Source organism: Methylomonas sp. (assembly GCF_023228165.1).
GTDB lineage: Bacteria > Pseudomonadota > Gammaproteobacteria > Methylococcales > Methylomonadaceae > Methylomonas.
In genome coordinates this window covers 20,906-37,951 of record NZ_JALOBS010000014.1, presented here as the reverse complement: position 1 = coordinate 37,951, position 17,046 = coordinate 20,906, and the positions used below count along the sequence as shown (strand labels likewise).

Genomic DNA, 17,046 nt, shown 5'->3' with positions numbered 1-17,046 from the left:
TCAGTTAATTGCGTCGTTTTACAGCCAAGGCCTTAACAAGGAAAAGCGTTTTGAATATGCCGCTTGAAGAATCGGTTTTTCGAGCGGGCGTTAATAAAAGCTTTAAAAGTCTGCTCAGGTACATGACAAAATTCTTGCGGTTTGTCGTGCCTGAACGACACCCGCAGTCTATGGGTATGCTCGTCGTAACCCACGATATCAATAGTGCTGGATTTAACCGGTAGTACTTTCATGGGACACCCCACTTACCTTTTAAAGCCCATTAGGTCATATTGGATAAATAATAGTTCCGAAACGTAAATAAAAAATTCATACCTAGCAGCTTGGTTTTTCTGTAATGCTTACAGTTCGCCAATTTTCTAACGAATCTATGGCACTTAACGCTGCCGCGGCAAAAACGATAAGCTGTGCGCAACAATATTTGTCTGCATTGGCGAGGCAATGCCGGCCTGCCAGTAAGGTTGTTGGTCACGGTAATGAGCGGAGAAAGGATGCCCTGATTGCCCGCCCGGCATATGAAAGATGGCGTCCTCGGGATGTAAAGGCGACAATACCAACCGTTCACTGGCACCATGCGCGGTATCCATGACTTTTACGCAAAGACCGGCGCAACCATCGCTCTGGAAACGCGGCATGTCCAACAGTTCGCCCAGCAGCGGGGCAACTTTACTAAACGGGTGGTGTAAGGTTATCGGGTGGGTTTCGGCCCACCGCAAGTTTGCCAGGTGTTTGTGCGGATATTCTTGCTGTAACTGGTGAGCGGATTGACGTAAGCTTGCCACTATCATCCGCGGCCAATCGTCGCGATATTGCGCTCTTAATAACCTGGCCGGGCGTTGCACTAATAATAAACGCAACGGCGTTTCCATTTCTCGCCAGGCATATCTGAAATCCGCATCATAGAATTGGCAGGCGGCGACGATTTTGGCAAACACCTCGTTGGCCAATTGACCCCTAAATTCCGCCAATAAAGCCGCGCCAATACTATCGGTGCTCATATGGCCATCCCAGGCTTGCAGCGTTTGTTCTATTGTCTGCAATTCGTCGTCTTTATCGCTTATCGCCTGCAATTCATCCAAGGCTAATTGTCGATAAAAATCATACACGGCGTTGCGGGTATCCAATTGAATCGCCAATAAATCAGGTTCCGACAGGTGGTTTTGTTCGCGCAATAATTCCGCGATGCGAAACGCCCGGTAACCCAGCGCCCAATTATGGGCAATCGCATGCGGGTAATTGCGTCCCAACGTGCGGTTATTGGCGGTGACGATAAAGCCTTCCGGCGGATCGATTAAACGCGGCAAGGCGTCCGGCGCCAGAAATTGCTGCCAGGCTAAGTCGCCATTGGCCCAGGAACGACTGGCCAAGCCGTCAAATCCGACTCGTTGCGGAAAACGGCCCATATAGGTCCAGCCGATATGCCCTGCCCGGTCGGCAATCACCACATTCTGCGGCGGCGCGCCTATCCGGTTCAAAACAGCCATGGCTTGTTGCACGCTGTGCGCGTCGTCCATACCCAGTAAACCTAAGTCAACACCATGCGGCTGCAGGGCCGTCCATTTAATCACGACCGGCTTGCCGAGCAAGCTTTGCTCGGAAACCGGCCCCCAAAGCGTGTCGCGTACCGTTATTTCGATGGCAGGTGCATCCTTGATCTGAATCGTTTCGGTATGTTTGCCGAATTCAAGCCAACCGTTAGCGGTACGATATTCATCCGGGTTATCCGGATTGACATCCAGACTAACCAGATCCAGCAAATCGGCCGTGACATTGGTAAAACCCCAGGCTATATCATCGTTGCCGCCGACGATGATACCCGGCACGCCGGGCAAACTGACGCCGTAAACCTGCCGGTTCGGGTAGGCCATGTCCGCTCGATACCATATATTCGGCACACCTAAACCCAGGTGCATGTCGTTGGCTACCAGGGTGCGGCCATCAACGGTTTTACTGCCCGCCACCACCCAGTTATTGGAGCCGAGTACAAGGTTTTGCGCATCTACCCCGGCTTGGGTCAAAACAGCGTCCGGTTCGGGCAAACCGGCAAAGACCTGCGAAGAGACACTAGGGTTAAACCGCCGCGGCTTTTCGCCGCCCACCAATGTGGTGGTGTAACTGTCGGTATCGGGGGTTAAAAATACCAGTAAATCCTTGGGCAAGGCCTTTTCCATCACCGTGAACATGCGCTCATCTTGTTCATAACCGTTGAGGATTTGAAACATACCCAACACTACCAATAGAGTATCTTCCTCGCGCCACAGTTCCGACTGATGCCGCAACAGCAAAAACTCGGGCGGCAGAATGCGGGTCTGTGCCAAATAAGCATTTACGCCGGCCACATAGGCCTGCAACAGACGGCGCTGCTCGGCGGGCAAATCCTGCACGATTTTTTGGGCGGTTTTGGACAATTGATAAGCGCGCTGCTTGCGGTCGCTGGCGACAGCAACGGAGCCAAATAACTCCGCCAGACGCCCGGCGCTTTTGCGCCGCATCAGTTCCATTTGAAACAAACGGTCGCGGGCGTGTAAAAAACCCAACACCTGCAAGGCATCGGCGCGGTTTTCGGCGGAAATGGCCGGAACGCCCAATTCGTCGCTATTTACCGTTACCTGGGCGTTTAAGCCGGGCAACCTCAATTCGCCGTCTTCAACGGGTAACGAGGCCCGCATCAACAAATAAAGTATGCCAATGGCGGTTAATGCTATAAAAAGCGCGGTTAGTGAAACAAGCTTAAACGTGCGCATGAATTTATCTGAAAAAATCGTATTGGAGAGAAGTCGGTCGAGTTGTAGGTTTCACGTTGCACTACCCAGTGAAATGTAGGCCAGGATAAGCCGATAGGCGTTCCTGGCAATTTTAAGCTTTGTCTTGCCGGAAACGGTAAAGCTTATTCCGGCCTACTTGGCTTAACCCACGCAGCCTAGCTTAGCGATTGCGTAATCGAGGGGAACCGCGACCTCAACAAACATTCGTCCGATTACGCTGCGCTAATCGGACCTACGGCCCTCAAATACCAATACCTAACGCTTTACATAATTCACGAAAGCAATTATTCTCCCCCTGCAAAATTTACTACTTACTTTTTGGAGTTCTGCTCATGGATTTACGCTCTGTTTTCTCAGTAACTCTACTCTTGTCATTTTCCATGGTGACTCAAGCGGATAGCCTTTTCATTTTTAGTTATACCTTTAACAGCGTATTGATATATCCGGGACATAATACCGATATTATATCAGGCGTGTTCAAGGGAACCGCCAACGGCAATATTATAAGCAACCTATCAAATATAAAACTGAGTTTTAATGGTGAAGCGCTTCCGACGAACGCGGCAGGCTCGATGTACACAAATGATGGTGCACAAATTTCATTCAATGGCTTAGAAAATAACTTCTCATTTTCTGACACTCTCCCGGATCCATTTTTTGGTCAGAATGGTACGTTTTTTAATTCTTCCAATTCTGAAAATTATGGCACTATGGTGTCCCTCACCCAAGGCCCCAGCTACTCTTTCAATACTTTGGGCATTAACACTACAATTGGCGGCTACCCTGAGTTTAATCAATCGGCTTGGGTTATCACTGCGGCGGCAGTTCCTATTCCTGCAAGTATCTGGTTGTTCGGTTCAGTATTAGCCGGATTTGGCTTTCATTTGCAACGCCGAACCGCCTAATTCGGTAGCGCCAAGGATGGGCAACGGCGTTAAGCCCATCCTGTCTTCAGTTAACCGCCCCCACCCTTCTTCACCATCATCCCCTTAGACGGGTTATACCCCACTATCGCCGCCCCCATAAACAACAAAAACGCCGCGCCGGTATAAATCAGCGCTTGCTGGTTGAATTGTTCATACGCTGCGAATCCTTGGAAACGATGCGTTAGCGAGTGAAGGTTGAGTAGTCCCTGGAAGCCGCAGCGCCGGGCGGTTTTTCGACTAGAAAAACTGCAAGACATCGCGACACGGCGTCGAGTTATGCGAAAGCCAAGGCTTTGATCCCCTTGCTGGGTCAAAGCCGAGGTGACGCGGACAGCCAGGGCCGCCGAAGGCAATCACCGTGACGGTGTAGGCGCGATTATTCACTCAGGGATGGTGAATAATCTTTACCGCCGGAAGCCGTCACTCGCCGGCAACGCAAAGCGGATTAATTCCACGGCTTGCGAGAATGGGTTGTATTGGGCCAGGGTGTACAGAATCTGGCTGGACTCATTGATTTTCCATAAATGATACAAGGCCGTGGACATGAAGTCAGGTAGGGTGGGCACACTTTTATGGGCACGCGGATTTAAGCTATTGCCTCCAAACGGTGGGCAGAAAAGCATTGCCCACCCTACGTTACTATTTCTAAGTATTATTGTTTAACTAACCCCCGCTACCACCCTTCTTCACCATCATCCCCTTAGACGGGTTATAGCCCACTATCGCCGCGCTCATAAACAACAAAAATGCTGATGCTGTAAAAATCAGCGCTTCTTGGTTGAATTGTTCGTACAAGGCAAAGCGGATCAATTCCACGGCTTGCGAGAACGGGTTGTATTGGGCCAGGGTATAGAGAATCTGGCTGGATTCCTTGATTTTCCACAAGGGATACAAGGCCGTGGACATGAAGAATAGCGGGAAGATGACGAAATTCATCACGCCGGCGAAGTTTTCCAGCTGTTTGATAAAAGACGACAGTAACAAACCCAGCGCACCCAGCATCATGCCGACCAGCACCAGGGCCGGTAGTATCCAGACATAGCCCATCAGCGGCGCCTGAATATCGTAAAGCCAGGCAATTCCAAGAAACGCGTAGGATTGCAATACGCCGACCGCCGTGCCGGCAATCAGTTTGCTGCACAGCAAAAACCAGCGCGGCAGCGGACAGACCATCAACATGCGCATACTACCCATTTCCCGATCGTACACCATGGACAGCGAACTTTGCATGCCGTTGAACAGCAGTATCATGCCGAGCAGGCCGGGGGTGATATACACTTCGTACAAGATATAGGTTTCGTAAGGCGGGCTAATGGCGATGCCCAGTGCGGCGCGGAAACCGGCGGCAAATACGAACAGCCACACCAGCGGCCGCACCAATGCCGAAATAAAGCGTTCGCGTTGATGTAAAAAACGCAGCACTTCGCGGCCAACGATGCCCATCATGGCTCGCCAGTAATGTAACACTCTCATGCCTGCGATCCTTTATGCCCTTCAGGGTATTTATGCCCTTCAGGGTATTTATGCCCTTCAGGGTATTTATGCCCTTCAGGGTTTTGAGTCAGTTTTTGGAATACCTGGCCGGCATCAGCGCAACCGGTGGTTTGCAACACATCGACCAGCGTGCCTTTGGCTTTGATCTGACCTTTGTGCAGCACGATCAAACTGTCGTCGGTGGCAATTTCATCGATCAGATGCGTGGCCCACAGCACCGCCAAATCCTGCTGTTTGACCAAAGCATGCACATGCTCGACGATGGCTTGCCGGCTGGGCACATCCAATCCCACGGTAGGTTCGTCCAGCAATAACAATTTGGGTTTGTGCAGCAAAGCGCGGGCGATTTCCACCCGCCGCTTGTGGCCGCCGTTCAGTTGCCTGACTTTTTCACCGCGCCGTTCGAACATATCCAATCGCTCCAGTTCTTCTTGTATGCGTTTATTGGCCGCTTTACGGCTTATGCCATGCAGTGCGGCGTGGTAGCGCAAATTTTGGGTCACGGATAAATCGGGGTCCAGCGTGGTCTGTTGAAACACCACACCCAAGTTGGCCAAAGCTTTCAGACTTTGGCGCTTGATATCGAAGCCACATAGCTCGATACGACCTTCCCTGGCGTCGTACAACCGGGTAATCAGCGAAAACAAAGTGCTTTTACCGGCGCCGTTGGGACCTAATAAAATCGTGCATTCGCCGGAGTGGACCTTAAAGCCGACCTTATCCAGCGCCTTTTTCGCGCCGTAAGCAAAGCTGAGGTTTTCGATGTGTAAGGCAATATTCGTCATGGTTTGACCGCCACGCCCCAGGGATAACGGCCCACGGCTAAGGATTTAGTGACTTTATGCTCGGTCAAATCGATGATGGAAATGTCGTTGCTGACGCCATTAGTGGTATAAAGGCGTTTCTGATCCGGCGAAAAGGCCAGATTCCAGACCCTCTGACCGACCAGCAAGTATTTTTCGACGTGGTAATTTTGCGCATTAATCACCGCCACTCGATTAGCCGGCCCCATCGCTACATAGGCATAGTGTCTATCCTTATCAATCACCACACCGACCGGCTGAATCAACTCGTCGTTAACGGCCTGCACTTGCAGTTTGATGGTTTGTACAATCTGTTTGCTTGCGCTGTCCATCACTATCACGGTACCGGCCATTTCCGAGGTGGCCCACAGTTGCTGACTGTCTGCTGTAAAGTTGGCGGCGCGTGGGCGTGGATCAACCAAAGTGTTTTCGACAATTTTGCCGGTTTTTGTATCTATCCAGTGCAGCATATTGGTAGTCTCGGAAGCACTGATCACCCATTTGTTGTCAGGACTGACAGCAATACCTTCCGGCTCTACACCGACCTTAATTTTCTGCACCGCCTTTTTAGCTGCGATGTCGATTACTGTCACTTCGTTGTCATCTTCATTCGACACATACATCAATTTGCCGTCCGGACTGATAGCAAAGGTTTCCGGATCTTCGCCTGAAGGCAAATTGCCGATCTCTTTCAGGGTTTCGCTATCCAATACTTTTATGGTGTCGTCGTCACTAGTGGCGACATAGATTTGTTTGCCATCCAAGCTAACTGCGATGCCGCGCGGTCTTTGCCCGACCGGTACGGTTTTGATTAATTTCCCTTCAGCGGGATCGACAATTGCAATGGCGTTGTCTTTCTCCAGGGTGACGAAAACGGTTTCGGCGTTTGCCGCAGCCATGAACAGCGCGGCCACACAGAAACTGCTTAAAAATATTTTTTGCATAATGCATTCCTTACGTCGGTAGACAGTAGCGTCTAGTTCAATCTAGCCAGGCTAACTTAAATTTGTGGCGAAAAGTGTAACCCGAACCGGATCTGGATTAAATCCCCGCCTCAAGGCCGGTCGTTTAAGTTGCAAGCCAAACCTGCAAAAGCCTGGCTGAAAAATTATCGACAGGCGGTTTCCGGCTGGTCGTAACCCAAGGTATCGAGTTCGGATTTGGGATGTAAAAATCCATCTAGCGGCGCCACACCGACCATGGAACGTGGGGCAGCCAGTAAGATGGGTTGGCGTAGCTGCCCATCCCAGGAACGGAACGACAACGGTTTGCCTTTATAACCTTGCAGGGCGAATGCATCGGACAGCATGTAGTCTTTGATGGCTTGTACTTGGTCCGATTTAGCCCGCACGCTGGCTTCGCCTATCGCCCGTACCGCCAAATAAGCGGCATAGTCTTCTTCTTCCATCCAGCGCCCGGCCTGTTCCTTGAAGCGGTTTTGCAATTGCACCGCGCCCCATTGTTCATGGGTGCGATGCCAAGCCGTGGCGATCAAGCCTTGGGTGCCAATCACGGGTCTTGGCAGCCAGGTACGGTAATCCAGATATTCGCCGAACAGGCCTTGTTCGTCGGCCACCACCAGCACATCGTAATCCTCGCCCTGAGTAAATTGCGGCACGTCGGATTGCGCGGTGCGCCGGACATCGTAAGTATTGTCCCAGGCCTTTTCCGCCACCAGTTTCATCCCGTAACGCTTGGCGGCCCGTTTAATGGCGGCGGCATATAATTGATCTTCCGGCGTTTGACCCACCACCAGAAACCATTCCCGCCAGCGTTTTTTGAGCATGTATTGCGCCAGTGCGTCGGCGCGCATGGCTCGGCTGGGTAAAATATGCAGTACATGCTGCCGGCATTGAGCGCCGCGTAATTCATCATCGCTGCTAGCGGCATCGAACAATAATTTGTTTTGCGCGGCCGGCAGATCGGCTAGCTGGTTGACTTGGCCGGGGTTGACGTTTAACACCACCAAGCCGGTATCATCGCCCAAACTATTAAACGCCTTGACGAGATCACCTCCTAGAGGCACCACAATTTTTTTAAGCTCATACTGCTGCTGAGTAAATTGCCCGGTGGTGTTGTTATCGCTAATGGCCAGTTCAGCGCCGAATAGGCCTTTGTTTTGGATGAAATCGTCCAGATTGGATAGCGCGGCCGGCACAGCGCGCTCCTGGGAAACATAGGCAATTTTAATGCTCTGCTTGCCGACCGCTATTACATTGCCAACGGCGAAAAGCAGCATGAGTCCTACGAAGTATGGGTATTTTTTAAACATTTCCGTGACGTTAAAACTGCAAAATTGTGATTTTAACGGATAAATCCTGTAACGGCTTGCCGAATAATCCGTTAAGCTGCTATTGAATTTTCCGCACTTAACGACAATACTTAGTCGAGTTTATTATTCGGTTCATTGAAAATGGCAGATAACGATTTCATAGGGGATACGGATTTCTTGGAGGATTTTTTCTTTGATGAACTGGATCAGGATATCGAACTCGACTCCTTGCTCACCAATAAACGCGTCTCGGTGCGCTATCGGCGTAACGACATCAGGGCCGTCGTCAAAACCCACAGCCTGTTATTTCCCCGCCTGATCAAAGTACTGTTACTGGATATTAGCAGTAAAGGCGCAGCAATAAAATGCGAAAAAAAGTTAACCGTTAATAGCCGGGTGAGTTTTTTTTTACAGTTTAACGACGGCAGACGGTTCACGATTAAAGCAATCGTTGCTAATACGCAATCCGCGCCGCGTTACGGCCTGAAGTTCGATTCTTATCAAACCGAACTTGCCGATCATCTGCTGTCCACTCAAACCGATTTACAATTCGGTTAATTTCATCCATTTATACTCATGCCCGTTCTCAGCCAGATTTATATTTACCCGGTCAAATCCCTGACCGGCATAGCCGTGACGGAATGGCCGGTAGATAACAACGGTCTCCGATTCGATAGAAAATGGATGTTGATCGATGCGCAGCAGCAATTTTTGAGTCAACGCAGTCTGCCGCAAATGGCCTTGGTTAATACCCGTATCGAAGCAGATGGTTTAATCATGTCCGCCCCCAACCTGCCGGCGCTCGAGATATCGTTATATCCCACCGGCGGCGATGACGTCGAAGTGGGCATATGGCGGGACCGCTGCCTGGCTAAAACGGTTTCCCCTGCCGCCGACGAGTGGTTTAGCCGGTTTTTGCAAACCGATTGCCGATTGGTTTACCACCCCGACGATCAAATCCGCCAAGTCGATCAGCGTTACGCCCAACCGGCGGATCAAACGGCATTTTCAGACGGTTTTCCATTTCTGGTCATCTCTGAAAGCTCTCTTAATGCGCTGAATCATCTGTTGGCAACACCGGTTAACGTGCAACGTTTTCGCCCCAATCTGGTCATAGCGGATTGCGACGGCTATGCCGAAGACCAATGGCGGCAAATAAAAATAAACCAAATTGAGTTCAGACTGCCAAAACCCTGCTCCCGCTGCGCGGTACCCGGCATTGATCCGGAAACAGCGATTAGGAATAAAGAACCGCTTGCCACTTTAAACCGTACACGGAGGTGGGACAATAAAATCTATTTCGGTCAAAATGCCTTACACAATAGAACCGGCAATTTGGCCGTCGGCGATTGGGTTGATATCCTGGAATCGGGCCAAAAACAGCCGCCTCTGCCTTAAACAGTAATTAAGGCCGGTTTAAGCAAACGCATGCAAGATTGCCTCACACGACAGTTTATGTAATAGAGAAAATACATCCTAAAAACTACAAAAGGAATGCAACCATGAATAAAAAATTAATTGCGCTGGGGGTCGGTATCGGCCTGCTGTCCGGATGTGCTAACGCCCCTTACAACGGTCAGTCAGGTATCAGTAAAACCGGTGCAGGAGCAGGCATCGGTGCCGCCGTAGGTGCCGGCGCGGGTACTTTGTTTGGTGGTAATGACTGGAAAAACGCCGGTTTGGGCGCCCTGGCGGGTGCCGCCGTGGGTGCCGGTATCGGTTATTACATGGATAAACAAGAACAAGAGATGCAGCAATCATTGCAAGGCACCGGCATTCAAGTGCAACGCACCGCCGAAAATACTCTGACGCTGAACATGCCTAGTAACAGCAGCGTGAATTTTGCCTTCGCCAGATCCGATTTGAATTTCGACGCACAAAATGCACTGAATTCAGTCGCTCAGGTGTTAAACAACTATCCTGAATCCAACCTGATGGTCACGGGTCATACCGATGACATTGGTTCCGATGCAGACAATCAGCGTTTATCGGAAGCCCGCGCCTTGAGTGTTGCTAATTATTTAGCGCAACGCGGTGTCAATCCGATTCGAATTGCTAAACAAGGCATGGGCGAAAGCCAACCCAAAGTCCCCAATACCAGCGATGCAAACCGTGCCATCAACCGCCGGGTGGAAATTTCGATCATCGCCAACCAAAACGCGGGTGCAAACCAACAGCCTCAGCAGCAGCCTCAAGGTAACCAACAACCGCAAAGTTACCCGCAGCAACAGTATCCGCAACAGCAACAACCGTATCAGCAATATCCACAACAACAGTATCCTCAGCAGCAACAGCCTTATCAGCAATATCCGCAACAAGGTTACCCCCAGCCAACCACCAACCCTTACTATCAGTAAGCCGGATCACAGTTGGGCATGATCAACATGCCCAACTGCTTAGTCCGGTTTAATGGTCGCCGGCTCGCACATCAAACTCGATTTTCCAGCGCTTATCGTCCCGATTGGATACCGCTCTCAGCTCCAAAGTACCTACTTCGGTAACGGCAGCCGACAAATGCACAGGGACGATTTCACCGGGATGCTTATCCTCTTCCGGTAGCGTGATTTCAATCTCGTCCAGTTCTTCCAGTTCATCAGCGCCCCAGGTTTCCAGCCGAGTTCCAACGTGGTCTTCACGGCGGGTTTTGGAGGCGAAAAAACGGAACCGTACCTGCTCGCCGATAATCAAACCGAATTCGTCGTTAGGCAAGGCTTGTTCGCTACCCTCTTCCATGCCGAATGGAGCGATGCACAAGGCCTCGATTTCAGCCGGTAATCCAGGCACGGCAGGCATGGCGCTTTCAACGCCTACATAATATGACGCGGCGGTACCGCCTTTGATACGCACACCTTTACCTTTGCGCACAAAACCGTAATAGGCCGCACCGCGCGCCACGGCCAAATCCAGGTCGGCGCCGCTCAACGACCGGGCTTCCGGAGCCTGTTCCGCCTGCAACCAACTGTTTAAAATACCCATTAAGCGCTCGGACAAACCGGCGGCTTTTAAAACCCCGCCGTTGAATAATACCGCGGTGGGATGCAGGAAACTGGCATTTTCGGCCGGCTCCGCATGGTCTAACTCGGTGGTAGCCTGCTTTTGTTTGGCTAAAAAGGCCGCCAAATGGCGGGTTATGCCGGCATCCTGGGCATATGGCAAACCGGCGGAGCGCAAACCGCTGCGCGGCTTGACCATAGGCCTGTCACTCACGGCTACCTGTGGCAGGAAGCCGTCTATCAACACCCGGTTTAATTCGTCTCGGCTTAACTCGGTGCGCAGCGTGCCGCCGATTAAAGACGAGCCGCGACTGGCTACTACGATAGGTATGCTGCTTAACTCGGTCTGGTTGAACAGTTTTTCCTTGGCTTCCCGGCAGGCGTGGGTGAGCGCCTGTAATTGCCAGGACTCCAAGCGTTTGCCGCTTTCCTGTTCCATTTTGGCCTTAACGGTGTAGGCAAGCGCCAAATCCATGTTATCGCCGCCCAGCAGAATATGATCGCCGACCGCTACCCGAGTCAATTGCAGATTGCCCTCTTGTTCGGTTACCGCGATCAACGACAAGTCGGTGGTGCCGCCGCCGACGTCGATCACCAGAATCACGTCGCCGACATGCACGTGATTACGCCAATCGCCCTCACTTTTTTCAATCCAGCTATACAAAGCGGCTTGCGGTTCTTCCAGCAGCACGGCTTGATGTAACCCGACCGAGCGTGCGGCTTCCACGGTCAATTCCCGCGCGGCAGGGTCAAACGAGGCCGGCACGGTAATGGTGACATCCTGCTGTTCCAGACGATGCTCCGGAAATTGATGATTCCAGGCATCAAGTAAATGCTGCAAATAGGCCTTGCTGGCAGCGAAAGGTGAGATGCGTTCCACTTCTTCGGGCGCATCGACCGGCAAAATGGCCTGCTTGCAATCGACGCCGGCGTGGCATAACCAACTTTTAGCGCTGGCTACCAAGCGAATCGGAGTTTTGCTACCCAGGTTACGGGCAATTTCGCCGACCAGAAACGCGGGCTTTGCGGCCCAGGGCAACGCCGTCGCGCCTTCGACCATTTCCGCCGCATGCGGCAAATAGGTAAACGAGGCCAATTGCGATTTTTCTTCAATTGTACCCGGCCCGGTCAATTGCGGAATCGCTAAAACCGTCAATTCCACTTCGTCATCGCTATGTTCAAAATCCACATAAGAAATAACGCAATGCGTGGTGCCCAAGTCTATACCGACTGAATAACGGGCTTCCGTACTCATAATTCAACCTCGGCGGCGGCGATAATTTTGGCGTTGTGTCCTTCCGTCAATTTGGGCAAACGAAAATCGGTAACCTGCCATCCTTTGTGTACCAAAGTACCGTTAAACGGCGCTTCGCCGACAATATTGCCGGTCAACCGGTAACTGGCGGCATCGAAACCTTTGTTCAAAACCACCCGACTACCTTCCTGATCCTGACTGATGGGTGCCAAGCTAAAATGCTCATTGACGGCTTTGCTGCAACCTTGATGCACCACCCGCGCCGCCGCGCCGATATCGGCATCGGAATAAGCACTGACATCTTCCTTGATAAAGTCGATGAAGCGGGCCTCTTTTTGCAATAAACTCAACAGTTGCAGGGCCGCATCAGGGGTTGCCTCTTTGAGGATGACGGGTTCGGGCGCGGGCGCCTGGACTACTTTTTCAACTTCGACAATTTTTTCGACGATTTTGATTTCGGGTTGCGGGGCTGCTGCCGGCGCTACCAGTGTTGCCGGAACACTGCGTTTACAACGACGCATACCCAACAACACCGATATCAGCACGACAATTAAAAGCAAAGCCAATACGGCAACCGTGCCGGCCAGGCAAACGTGCCACAAATCGAACGTGTTCGGACGTAAAGCAAGATCGATAGTATAGGTATTCATTGTTTTAAATAGGGTTGATTAGGGTTGGCCGGCTTTTTTAGCGGCTTCGACATACATCAGTTCCTGCAATAAATTACGGGTAACCTGAATTCTAAGTTTTCTCAAATGCCGATCGGCAATCACACCGGGCACGCCGGCATCGATATACACATTACGCATTTCAGCCAAAGTCGGTTCGCAGACCTTAATGATGGCATCCGTGGCACGACGGCTTTCCAGTTGAGCGAAATCCGGTTTTTTCATGGCGTCGACCACGCATTTTTTATAAGTGAATTGGGCCTGTTGAATTTTTTGAATGGTTTCTTCTTTTAAGGTGGTCTCATTCCACTCGTCCTTGGCTGCTTCGTCGGCGAAAGTCAGATTGCTGACTAACAACAGCACGGCGATTAAAGAATATTTCATTGGGCTACTCCATGGGTTAAACATCGTTTAGGCGGGATTTTACGCGATGCAGGCGATTAGCCACAACCAAGCAGGCCGATAAACCCGATTACGCCTCATGACACACCGGATCAAATCAGCTTGAAATCGGTCAGAACCACCCAATAGTGGACGCGGCAAGGCGACTTCCAAAGTAAAATCCTTGCCTAAGCCGCCAGTTATACAAATCATGCTAGTCTTTGGACTAAAAATATGGTCTGAAATAGGTTTCCGCCAATTAATTGGCCGATTTTTTCGCTCCGGGCATATAGCCGGAGGGCACTTCGTAAATCCATTCCCACGAGACGTTCCGATTCGGGAGGATGTTTTTAGGAAATCCTTATCGGTGACCATCAGCCATTCTTGATTTAGCTAACGAACCAGCCCAAGACCCAGCATGAGCTCAAATACACCTATCCCTGAAACTGGATTATCCGACGACGATTTCACCCGACTGCGGCCTGACAATCCGGCCGCCGCCAAACAGCGAGCACAGTTGAGTGACTCGAAATACCCGGATCATCTGACTTTATTGGACTTGATCGACCAAGGCGGCATGGGACGGGTCAATCTGGCCTATGATGAAATCATTGGTCGCAGAGTCGCGGTCAAGGAACTGCTGGAAGAATACAGTCTAGACACTCCCGCCAATATCGAAATCGCCAACACCTTCATCCACGAAGCCAAGATTACCGGCAAACTTGAACATCCGGGCATCGTTCCGATCTATGAATTAGGCCGGCGCAAGGATGGACAGCCCTACTATGTCATGCGCTATGTCAAGGGAGAAACCCTGGAAAAATCGCTTAGAAAATGCATGCAAACGGCATCAGAAACGGCATTCGCCCAGCGCATCAGGCTTTTGGATATCATGATCGCGGCCTGCGACACGGTGGCCTACGCCCATTCAAAAGGCGTCATCCACCGCGATCTGAAACCCGGCAACATTATCAGCGGCAACTTTGGCGAAACCATCCTTTTCGACTGGGGCCTGGCTCAAGTGTTGGAAGATAACGACAACACCTATTTTTACCGTGAAGCACAGACTCATCAGCGCCACACCTTGAGCGACACTCACACTTCGGAAGTCCTGGGAACGCCGGCTTATATGGCGCCGGAACAATTTAACGGTCTTGCCAGCAAGGCCAGTGATGTTTACAGTCTTGGTGTCATCCTGTATCGAATCCTGACCGGCGAACTGCCCTATCGAGGTTCCTTAACCGACATTCAAAAGCAAATTGAATCTCGCAAAAAGTCGCCTTCAGCCAAGCAAATCAACCCGGCCGCACCGCCCGAATTGATCGCCATCTGCGCCAAGGCCATGCAGATGCAACCGGAAAATCGATTTGCCAATGCCGGTGAGTTGGCTGCCGAGCTGAAAGCCTTCCGCGAAGGACGCATGGTCAATGTATACGCCTATAGTAAACAGGAATTATTGCACCGCTTTCTGGTACAAAACAGGACCATGCTGGTCATGGCTAGCTTATTGCTGACCGCCGTTATCGGCGGCGCCGGCTTTTCGGTCTATTATGCCAGGCAGATGGAACAGGCCAAGCTTCAGGCCGAAGAATCCTTGGTCGTGGTCACCGCTTTCGGCGAACAAGCGCAAAAGGAAGCCAGGGCGATCGCCAACAGCATTGAGAACGGAACTCGCCGTTTGTTCTCCGACCTGAATCAGGCCGCCGCCCAAATCAAGGTTTCGGATAGTGACGCCAGCCAGCAGTTGCTTGCCCAACTCCAAAGCCAATATCCTAAATTCGAGTCTTTTAGCCTGCGTAATACCTCCGAAATCTCGACCGTGTTCAGCAAAGACGGCGATGATAACGCGGAACATTTACTAAGGCCTCTTGCCAAGATCGAAAATAAGCGCGTGATATTGATTTATCGAGTTCCGGTAGTGCGAGAGGGGCAGGTGGTCAATTATCTCGAAGCCCGCATGCATCCAGAAAAAGTGCTGCCGGATTTCATTCCGCTGAATACCCAGTCCGACACCCATCCCAGACATACCTGGATCATGCGCGAAGATGGCTTGATCGTATTTGACGAATTGCCGGAATTCATCGGCAGTAATCTGTTTATCGACCCGGCCACTAACGCGTCTCCGTCTTTGCAGTCTTTTGGCCGCCAGATACTGGTGGATGACGATAGCATCGGCTACTATTTTTTTACCCATGCCGGCATCGAGACTCACAAAATCGCGGCCTGGGACTCGGTCAACTTCGGCCCAAACCACAGCTGGAAAGTCATCGTCGATTATGCCTATATGCGTAAAGCGGCAGCACCTGAGTAATCATTTTGACAGCATGCCTGCCGCGTTGTTAAATCAGTTGTCCTCACCAACAAAACCAGGGCGGGTTGTCGCATTTACGACAGGGATAAAGGATGTCAGACAGCTCCGCATTCACCTAATCCATGATTAACCCGCTAACAGTGGGCCGTTTTCGTCGTTCAAGCGGTTTTTTCAGATTGGCCCCATTATTGAATGTCAGTTTGAATTTCACTCGCATCGGCAATCGATATCGCCTAATCCATGGATTACATTTTCCAGCTACCCCTCCCGGCCCGGCCCAAGCCGATAGCCCGAGAGATCAATATTTTTGCGGGTCACCGCTATCGCATCGCATCGCCGGAAGGAATGAGCGGCAAACTAGCCGATTTGGAGCTTGGCCTGCAAAGCGGACTGCTCGGCTCATACCGGTTGAGTACTGCCGCGACCAACCTGGCGGCAGTGAATCAGTCTGATCAACCTTTACGGGCTTTTGTCTGGGATGCGGATTTATTAAGCCCACAACGCCGTCAAGCCTTGCAAGCCGATCCATACCAGCCGCGTTCAACCGAAAATAACAAATTAACTCTGATCGACTCTAGCCTGGACACTCCTGAAGTGCGGTTGATACGTGATCAAGCGACGTTGACCATCGCACCCCGCTTCGAGCTGGAATGGCGCACTGCGGCACACGCTAGCCAACTCGGCATCGTGCAGTTGGTAGAATCAAGTCGTACCCTTGTTCTGGCGGACGGTGAATCGATCACATTACTGGATACCGAAGCCGCCGAAGCGCCCGTGCTCTACCTGAACGACGCGGCCGACAGCTCGCCGGTTAAACCGGTTTGTACTTTTCAGGCCAAGGCCCGGCAACAGCGTTTTCAGTTCAGTAGCCCGGTGACACAAAGCATACCCGGCGAAGTCGACGGTAAAGCCATTGTCTCGCTCAGCGTCCTGGAAAAGTACACCATGTACTTCATGCAAAATGCCGATCCGGACGACCCCGGGCATTACATCTGGGCGCCGGTGCATTTGCCTATCGTCTTGGGCTGGAGTATCAGGGTGCAGCAACGCTATGACGGTTTCTGGGACATTTTCCGTAAGAAACTGATCATGCCGACGCCCTCCACCGAAGCGCCGGCCTTACCGCGCTGGCAAAGCAACTCATTGCGATGCCGACCTAGGGTCGAGATCTGACAGCG

The 17,046-nt window shown here is 51.4% G+C and carries 15 protein-coding genes and 2 pseudogenes; 6 read left to right on the top strand and 11 right to left on the bottom strand.

Features of this window, described 5'->3' with window-relative positions; translation table 11 throughout:
• Positions 1-32: 32 nt before the first annotated feature.
• Complete coding sequence (locus M0R33_RS12105) at positions 33-233, bottom strand: KTSC domain-containing protein (RefSeq protein ID WP_292569189.1); 201 nt, start codon at positions 231-233, stop codon at positions 33-35.
• Positions 234-377: 144 nt separating this feature from the next.
• On the bottom strand, positions 378-2,744 hold the full coding sequence (locus tag M0R33_RS12100; RefSeq protein WP_292569187.1) for a penicillin acylase family protein: 2,367 nt from the start codon (positions 2,742-2,744) through the stop codon (positions 378-380).
• 353 nt (positions 2,745-3,097) lie between these two features.
• On the opposite strand from M0R33_RS12100, the gene M0R33_RS12095 reads away from it, so the two are divergent.
• Complete coding sequence (locus M0R33_RS12095; RefSeq protein ID WP_292569184.1) at positions 3,098-3,670, top strand: hypothetical protein; 573 nt, start codon at positions 3,098-3,100, stop codon at positions 3,668-3,670.
• Positions 3,671-3,720: 50 nt separating this feature from the next.
• Here M0R33_RS12095 and M0R33_RS12090 read toward each other — a convergent pair.
• The 6 genes and pseudogenes from M0R33_RS12090 to M0R33_RS12065 form a co-directional block, all read right to left on the bottom strand.
• A pseudogene (locus M0R33_RS12090) lies at positions 3,721-3,855 on the bottom strand (multidrug ABC transporter permease); the annotation flags it as partial.
• Between the two features lie 267 nt (positions 3,856-4,122).
• Positions 4,123-4,239, bottom strand: a pseudogene (locus tag M0R33_RS12085) (multidrug ABC transporter permease); the annotation flags it as partial.
• Between the two features lie 115 nt (positions 4,240-4,354).
• A complete protein-coding gene (locus M0R33_RS12080) occupies positions 4,355-5,164 on the bottom strand; it encodes an ABC transporter permease (RefSeq protein ID WP_292569180.1) in 810 nt (269 codons plus the stop codon).
• Positions 5,161-5,970, bottom strand: a complete 810-nt coding sequence (locus M0R33_RS12075; RefSeq protein ID WP_292569177.1) for an ABC transporter ATP-binding protein — start codon at positions 5,968-5,970, stop codon at positions 5,161-5,163. The genes M0R33_RS12080 and M0R33_RS12075 overlap by 4 nt, the downstream gene beginning before the upstream one ends.
• Positions 5,967-6,932, bottom strand: a complete 966-nt coding sequence (locus M0R33_RS12070; protein ID WP_292569174.1) for a PQQ-dependent catabolism-associated beta-propeller protein — start codon at positions 6,930-6,932, stop codon at positions 5,967-5,969. Before M0R33_RS12070 ends, M0R33_RS12075 begins: the two co-directional genes overlap by 4 nt.
• Before the next feature lie 164 nt (positions 6,933-7,096).
• Entirely contained in the window at positions 7,097-8,227 is a 1,131-nt protein-coding gene (locus M0R33_RS12065) for an ABC transporter substrate-binding protein (RefSeq protein ID WP_292569171.1), read from the bottom strand.
• Positions 8,228-8,401: 174 nt separating this feature from the next.
• On the opposite strand from M0R33_RS12065, the gene M0R33_RS12060 reads away from it, so the two are divergent.
• The 3 genes from M0R33_RS12060 to M0R33_RS12050 all read left to right on the top strand — a co-directional run bounded on the left by M0R33_RS12060 (position 8,402) and on the right by M0R33_RS12050 (position 10,617).
• Positions 8,402-8,818 carry a PilZ domain-containing protein gene (locus tag M0R33_RS12060; protein WP_292569168.1) on the top strand — a complete coding sequence of 139 codons (417 nt, stop codon included), beginning with the start codon at positions 8,402-8,404 and terminating at the stop codon, positions 8,816-8,818.
• Positions 8,819-8,836: 18 nt separating this feature from the next.
• Positions 8,837-9,658 carry an MOSC N-terminal beta barrel domain-containing protein gene (locus M0R33_RS12055; RefSeq protein WP_292569165.1) on the top strand — a complete coding sequence of 274 codons (822 nt, stop codon included), beginning with the start codon at positions 8,837-8,839 and terminating at the stop codon, positions 9,656-9,658.
• Positions 9,659-9,762: 104 nt separating this feature from the next.
• Positions 9,763-10,617 carry an OmpA family protein gene (locus M0R33_RS12050; RefSeq protein WP_292569162.1) on the top strand — a complete coding sequence of 285 codons (855 nt, stop codon included), beginning with the start codon at positions 9,763-9,765 and terminating at the stop codon, positions 10,615-10,617.
• Between the two features lie 49 nt (positions 10,618-10,666).
• Here M0R33_RS12050 and M0R33_RS12045 read toward each other — a convergent pair whose 3' ends face one another.
• Genes M0R33_RS12045 through M0R33_RS12035 form a run of 3 tightly spaced genes read right to left on the bottom strand, consistent with a single transcriptional unit; the run spans position 10,667 to position 13,560 of the window.
• Positions 10,667-12,508 carry an Hsp70 family protein gene (locus M0R33_RS12045; RefSeq protein WP_292569159.1) on the bottom strand — a complete coding sequence of 614 codons (1,842 nt, stop codon included), beginning with the start codon at positions 12,506-12,508 and terminating at the stop codon, positions 10,667-10,669.
• Entirely contained in the window at positions 12,505-13,158 is a 654-nt protein-coding gene (locus M0R33_RS12040) for a DUF2760 domain-containing protein (RefSeq protein ID WP_292569156.1), read from the bottom strand. The genes M0R33_RS12045 and M0R33_RS12040 overlap by 4 nt, the downstream gene beginning before the upstream one ends.
• 18 nt (positions 13,159-13,176) lie before the next feature.
• Complete coding sequence (locus M0R33_RS12035; protein ID WP_292569154.1) at positions 13,177-13,560, bottom strand: hypothetical protein; 384 nt, start codon at positions 13,558-13,560, stop codon at positions 13,177-13,179.
• Positions 13,561-13,975: 415 nt separating this feature from the next.
• Between M0R33_RS12035 and M0R33_RS12030 the strand changes: the two genes are divergently transcribed.
• Both M0R33_RS12030 and M0R33_RS12025 read left to right on the top strand, forming a co-directional pair.
• Positions 13,976-15,868: a serine/threonine-protein kinase gene (locus tag M0R33_RS12030; RefSeq protein ID WP_292569151.1), complete on the top strand. Its 1,893-nt coding sequence runs from the start codon at positions 13,976-13,978 to the stop codon at positions 15,866-15,868.
• Positions 15,869-16,108: 240 nt separating this feature from the next.
• Positions 16,109-17,041 carry a hypothetical protein gene (locus M0R33_RS12025; protein WP_292569149.1) on the top strand — a complete coding sequence of 311 codons (933 nt, stop codon included), beginning with the start codon at positions 16,109-16,111 and terminating at the stop codon, positions 17,039-17,041.
• Positions 17,042-17,046: the final 5 nt, after the last annotated feature.

Bases quoted from the DNA above. Each gene is read 5' to 3' on its own strand.
- M0R33_RS12095 (WP_292569184.1), top strand. From the start codon at position 3,098: ATGGATTTACGCTCTGTTTTCTCAGTAACTCTACTCTTGTCATTTTCC.
- M0R33_RS12030 (WP_292569151.1), top strand. From the start codon at position 13,976: ATGAGCTCAAATACACCTATCCCTGAAACTGGATTATCCGACGACGAT.
- M0R33_RS12060 (WP_292569168.1), top strand. From the start codon at position 8,402: ATGGCAGATAACGATTTCATAGGGGATACGGATTTCTTGGAGGATTTT.
- M0R33_RS12035 (WP_292569154.1), bottom strand. From the start codon at position 13,560: ATGAAATATTCTTTAATCGCCGTGCTGTTGTTAGTCAGCAATCTGACT.
- M0R33_RS12080 (WP_292569180.1), bottom strand. From the start codon at position 5,164: ATGAGAGTGTTACATTACTGGCGAGCCATGATGGGCATCGTTGGCCGC.
- M0R33_RS12025 (WP_292569149.1), top strand. From the start codon at position 16,109: ATGGATTACATTTTCCAGCTACCCCTCCCGGCCCGGCCCAAGCCGATA.
- M0R33_RS12070 (WP_292569174.1), bottom strand. From the start codon at position 6,932: ATGCAAAAAATATTTTTAAGCAGTTTCTGTGTGGCCGCGCTGTTCATG.
- M0R33_RS12040 (WP_292569156.1), bottom strand. From the start codon at position 13,158: ATGAATACCTATACTATCGATCTTGCTTTACGTCCGAACACGTTCGAT.
- M0R33_RS12105 (WP_292569189.1), bottom strand. From the start codon at position 233: ATGAAAGTACTACCGGTTAAATCCAGCACTATTGATATCGTGGGTTAC.
- M0R33_RS12100 (WP_292569187.1), bottom strand. From the start codon at position 2,744: ATGCGCACGTTTAAGCTTGTTTCACTAACCGCGCTTTTTATAGCATTA.
- M0R33_RS12050 (WP_292569162.1), top strand. From the start codon at position 9,763: ATGAATAAAAAATTAATTGCGCTGGGGGTCGGTATCGGCCTGCTGTCC.
- M0R33_RS12065 (WP_292569171.1), bottom strand. From the start codon at position 8,227: ATGCTGCTTTTCGCCGTTGGCAATGTAATAGCGGTCGGCAAGCAGAGC.
- M0R33_RS12045 (WP_292569159.1), bottom strand. From the start codon at position 12,508: ATGAGTACGGAAGCCCGTTATTCAGTCGGTATAGACTTGGGCACCACG.
- M0R33_RS12055 (WP_292569165.1), top strand. From the start codon at position 8,837: ATGCCCGTTCTCAGCCAGATTTATATTTACCCGGTCAAATCCCTGACC.
- M0R33_RS12075 (WP_292569177.1), bottom strand. From the start codon at position 5,970: ATGACGAATATTGCCTTACACATCGAAAACCTCAGCTTTGCTTACGGC.